This is a genomic window from Microcoleus sp. BM001215392 (assembly GCF_036700185.1).
Lineage (GTDB): Bacteria > Cyanobacteriota > Cyanobacteriia > Cyanobacteriales > Microcoleaceae > Microcoleus.
Window position 1 is genome coordinate 1 of record NZ_JAUBOJ010000466.1, and the last position, 5,153, is coordinate 5,153.

Sequence of the window (5,153 nt, forward strand, 5' to 3'; positions counted from 1 at the left end):
AATTAAATAACTTACATTTTTTATTGTGATTGTGGGATGGGCGTCCCGCCCGTCCAGAAATCCCACAAATATGTGTAAATTATTGAATTCGCGATCCTTAGTCGTTTCTCTAATAACAAATAACAAATAACCAATGCCCTGCGCGGGCCGATGCCCCATCCCCGATGCCCGATGCCCAATTCCCAATTCCCAATTACCAATTTAAGTATTAACAGGTAAGCGGATGGTAAAAGTAGAACCAACACCGACTTGACTTGTTACTGAAATATTGCCGCCCATCATGAGACAAAAACGCTGGCTGATTGCTAGTCCCAAACCTGTGCCGCCGTACTTGCGCGTGGTAGAAGCGTCTGCTTGGGTAAATGGTTGGAAAATTTGCTGCAATTCGTCTGGATTCATGCCAATTCCTGTATCTGTACAATTCACCACTAAAAATTCTTTACTGGGATTTGAGGATGGAGAATTTGCTGCCGGTTCCGAACTGTTTTCTGGTGTCGCTTCGCTGCTGTAGCAGGCGATTTGTTCTCGGCTGGCGCTGAGGGTGATTGTACCGTTTTGAGTGAATTTGGCGGCATTGCTCAGCAAGTTTAATAAAATTTGTCGTACTTTGGTAATGTCACCGTGCATAGTGCCGATGTTGCTAATTTTCTGTAAGTTTAAAGTGTTATGATTTTTCTCGATTAGTGGGGCGGCGGTGTCGGTGACTTCTGCAATTAAGGCGGCGATGTCGAAGGTTTCTAAGTACAAATCCATGCGACCTGCTTCGATTTTAGAAATGTCGAGAATGTCGTTAATTAGCGATAGCAAGTGTCGGCCGGATGTGCGGATTTTGTCTAAGTCTGGGGTGAGTTCGTCGTAGCCGGATTCTTCGGTTTCTTCTTGCAGCATTTCGCTGTAGCCGATGATGGCATTGAGAGGTGTGCGCAGTTCGTGGCTCATGTTTGCTAAAAATGCGCTTTTTGCGGTGGAAGCTGCTTCGGCTGCTTCTAGGGCGAGTTGCAAGGCGGATTCAAAGACTTTGCGATCGCTAATATCCTCGACGCTGCCTTCATAGTAGAGCACCTCGCCGCGCGTGTCGCAGACTGCACGGGCGCTTTCGGAAATCCAAATTATGCTGCCGTCGGCGCGGTACACTTCTGACTCAAACCCGGAAATTTGTCGGAATTCTTGCATCACTCGCATGAACTTCTGGCGCTGCTGGGGATTGACGTAAGTTTGCTGTCTGATGTTGGTGAGATTTGATGTCAATTCTTCGGGAGTTGCGTAGCCGTAGATGCGGGCTAAGGCTGGATTTACGCTCAAGAAGCGGCCTTCGGGGGTGGTTTGAAAAATGCCTTCGACGGCGTTTTCAAATATGCTGCGGTATTTTTGTTCTGCTTGGCGGAGGGCGTTTTGCGTCCGATCGCGATCGCTAGCTTCGATCGCCAATGATACCAAATCTGCGAGGGAAGCAGCAAAATTTTGTTCTTCTACTGTCCAGTGGCGAGCACTTCCCACCTGTTCGATACAGAGGACTCCGACTGTTTGGCCTCCCAATCGCACCGGCGCGTCTAATGTGGATGTGGTGCCGGCTTCTACAAAGTAAGATGATACCAATTCTCTGGTTCTGATATCTGAAAGAGCGTCGTCGGCTGCGATCGTCCGGTCTTCTTCCAAAGCTTTAAAATAAGCTGGATAGTCTGCTGCTGCAAGTTCCAGACCTTGGGAATGCTCGCCGTTAGTGCGCCCAAACTGGTCGAAACATTGCAATGAAGAGCGGCTTTCGTCGTACAACCAAGCTCCGACTCCTTCTACATCTAGGGTATGAGAAGCCGCTTCGGTAATTGCTCTCAAAGCTACTTGCAAATCGCCTCGATACAGCGCTTTATTTCTTGCCAATTCTAGCAAAACAGTATTTTGTTTGAGCAATTGTTTTTGTCTCATCCGCCGTACCGATTCGGCTCGCTTCTGTTCGGTAATGTCGCGGGCTACCCAAATTACGGATTCTTCTGAAAGTGGCGAAATGCTTGCGGCAAAAGAAACTTCGCGGTTGTTAATAGTTAAATCGTACTCAATGCTGACTGTTTTTTGAGTATCTAAAGCTGCTCGGATGTTGTTAAAAAAATAGTCCGCCGTAGCTTGATCGAACAGCTCTCCGATTGTTTTTCCAATTAATTCTGCGGCTGGTTTGTAGAGCAGGGATATATTTGTGGGTGCGACTTTTAAGTAGCGACCTGTGGCGTCTACAACTATAATTAATTCGTTCATGGCTGCAAACAAAGCCCGCAATTCTGCTTCGGCGGCTTCGAGTTCGGCAGTCCGCTCTGCTACTCGCTGTTCTAAACTAGAGTTAGTTTTTTCTAGGGCTACAAAAGACGATCGCAATTGTCTCGCCATCTGGTTGAAAGACTGAGCCAATATGCCTAGTTCGTTAACGCCTTTAACTTCGACTTCGCCCTCTAATTCGGCGGAGGTGAAGTCAGCAGATTCGGACATTTTTGTTAAAGCTTGGGATGCTTCTAGCAATCGGGTAATCGGTTGGACAACCCAGCGAGAGGTAAAAATTCCCAGGACGATCGCCAATATGAAAGCAAAAAAGCACAATAAAATAGTTGTGCGAGTGTTGGCGTTAATTTGCTCCATAAAGTCTGCTTCCGGGATGGCTACGACAATCAGCCAATCGAGGCCGCGGCCGTCTCGCAGGGGAGCCACCGTCAGGAATTGACGTTTGCCGTCTATATCGAAGCTAAACTGTCCTTGGCTGTCAATTTCTGCAAAACTGCCAAATCGTTTTTCCAAGTATGTGGATGCCGATCGAACTAGCAAATTTTTACTCTGTGTAGCCAACAGCCGTTTTTGTCCGTCGTTGTCAGTGACAAACGGCAATTCATCTGTGGAACTGGCGACGATTTCCCCGCTGCGTTCGATCGCAAAAACTTCTCCCGACGGGCTAATTTTGATGCTTTTGAGAAAATCGCTGATTTGAGAAAGAGTCAGGTCAATTGCTAATACACCCCGCAGTTGTCCTGTTTCATTGTAAATCGGCATCACCGGCGTAATCCCCAGAACTGGCGAGGCGGTGAAGACGTAGATTGGAGACCAAGTGGCTTTTTCTGACTGTTTGGCAGCTTCGTACCAGGGTCTATTGCGGGGGTCGTAGGAAGCGGTTTTGATTAGCTCCGTGCGATTTCCTTTGTTATCAAGGCGATAAATTTGGCGGTTGGGAGCGGTGGATTCGTCTCTGATGTATAGTAAGTCTTCTGCTTCGTGTTTGACCAAGAGAAATCTGCCTTGTTCGTCGCCGTAGTAGATGGTGGTAGTTCGATCGCTCAGCTTGGTCTGGTTCCACAAATATCGCTCTAAGTTGGGGAAGTCATCAGGGTTGAGGTTTCCAGAGGCTATAGCAGCAGTATTCATTTGCAGGAACAGGTGAGACATATCCCCAAAACTGCGGAAATTTTCTTTAGTCCTGGCTGCGACTTCCAAACTCAACCTGGTAGCCAGGTCGTTGACTGCTTTTTGGCCGTTGCGAAACGACAGCCATCCTGTGACGCCGACTGCTACGGAGATTTGCACCACCAGCGGTATCAACAAGACTAGGCTCAGTGACATCTTGGGCGAGCTTTTCATCAGACAACCTGCTCGGGACTTTTGAATAACATCAATAATATTTTGACACCTAGGACGTTTGTCTATCGTTTGTCATTTAAAAGAAGCCCTAAATATTATAAGTTACAAACTCCCACAGCAACAGTCAATTGGGCTAGCCTACCCCTCAAAACTTGGCTGAGGTTGCCAGCCCTACTGTAAAAAATTGTAATATTAATCATGTCACTACTTGCTAGAATCTGGCGATCGCGATCGGGGACTCCCGGTCAAAAACTCACACTAGGTTAAAAAAAATACCAGGGTTCCCAGGTACTGCCAACCCTTAATTTATAAGTTATTCCCGTCCAAAAAGCAGCATTGAGAATCGGAGCGCCCGCGAGCCGCGTGCAGAGGGTCAACCTGACGGCTGCTCAATCAAAATCTGATTGGAAATTTCAAGGCCAGTGCCCTAACAAATGTAAGTTATTTGACAACACTCTGTTGAAAAATTTGCTATTCATTGAATAAGCGGACAAAAGGGCGATCGCACCAAAAGAGGGTAATTGAAGCATCTGTGGTGGATCGAGGGCAGCAATGTCAGTCGATTTTAGATTCAAGAATTGCAAAATCAGAGCTTTACTCCACAGATTCATCTGGGAGGTTGAACAAAAGTCTAAAATTTTGGGTTCGACTCCCGCGAGCGTCGGGTGCTTGTGCATATTTTGGGGTAATGTCAAGCGAACTGCGACCTTTGAGCAAAATATAGCAACCTTCTGGGCTGTTAAAAAATAGATAACCTCACGGATAGAACCTGAAACCCCTCTACCCCAAACGGTTAGATTCCCATATGTAACTGTCAATTGTCAACTATCAACTGTCAACTGCTATAATACTTCTGGAGGATGACATGAGCTATACATTTGAAATCCTGGGCGTATCTCCAACTTTAACGTTTTTTAACCAGCAGCAGGCATTACTGCAACAACAGCAGCCGTCCGGTGTAGAATACTTGGGAAACCGAAAGTGTACTCTCGATTCGTTTGTGACATCGGTAGAGATAGTTTCTCCCGATCGCGGCTGGGATGTCGATCGAGTCGTAAATACCGTGATTAGTTTCTGGATGAACAACTCCGAGAGCATCCAATATTGGAAGCACAGATTGCAGGATGCCGGCAGCGAAAACCTGTTAGTAGCCAGAGTAGGCGATATCAAGTCTTTGCAAGCAGCATTTGAATCGCTCTTGGGCGAATAGGACTTACACAAAAAATGTCTGGCGTGGCAGTTATGGATAAGGTTGGCACTGCGCACCCTACATCATTAGATTCTGCGTCAGACATTTGGCAATTTCGTTGATTCGCGACACAGAAGTCACAGATTTATAATATAGCCTTTCTCAAGGGCAGTGATCTATGTCCCGTAATCGGTAATTGGTAATTGGTAATTGGTAATTGGTAATTGGTAATCGGTAATTGGTAATCGGTAATTGGTAATCGGTAATCGGTAATTGCTTCCAATGACAACTGCCAACTGTCAACTGCCAACTGTCAACTGCCAACTGCCAACTGTCAACTGCCAACTGCCAACTG

2 protein-coding genes and 1 pseudogene are annotated in these 5,153 nt (G+C 46.6%); 1 reads left to right on the forward strand and 2 read right to left on the reverse strand.

From position 1 onward, the window contains the following. Positions 1–201: 201 nt before the first annotated feature. Positions 202–3,609 (reverse strand): PAS domain S-box protein, encoded by a 3,408-nt coding sequence (locus QT974_RS30790; RefSeq protein WP_333472174.1) that lies wholly within the window; start codon positions 3,607–3,609, stop codon positions 202–204. Between the two features lie 865 nt (positions 3,610–4,474). On the opposite strand from QT974_RS30790, the gene QT974_RS30795 reads away from it, so the two are divergent. Beyond that, positions 4,475–4,819 (forward strand): hypothetical protein, encoded by a 345-nt coding sequence (locus QT974_RS30795; RefSeq protein WP_333472175.1) that lies wholly within the window; start codon positions 4,475–4,477, stop codon positions 4,817–4,819. A 141-nt stretch (positions 4,820–4,960) separates the two neighbouring features. On the opposite strand, the pseudogene QT974_RS30800 reads toward QT974_RS30795, so the two are convergent. Next, positions 4,961–5,153, reverse strand: a pseudogene (locus QT974_RS30800) (single-stranded DNA-binding protein); the annotation flags it as partial.

Coding starts and splice junctions, on each gene's coding strand:
- QT974_RS30790 (WP_333472174.1), bottom strand. CDS start 3,609: ATGAAAAGCTCGCCCAAGATGTCACTGAGCCTAGTCTTGTTGATACCG.
- QT974_RS30795 (WP_333472175.1), top strand. CDS start 4,475: ATGAGCTATACATTTGAAATCCTGGGCGTATCTCCAACTTTAACGTTT.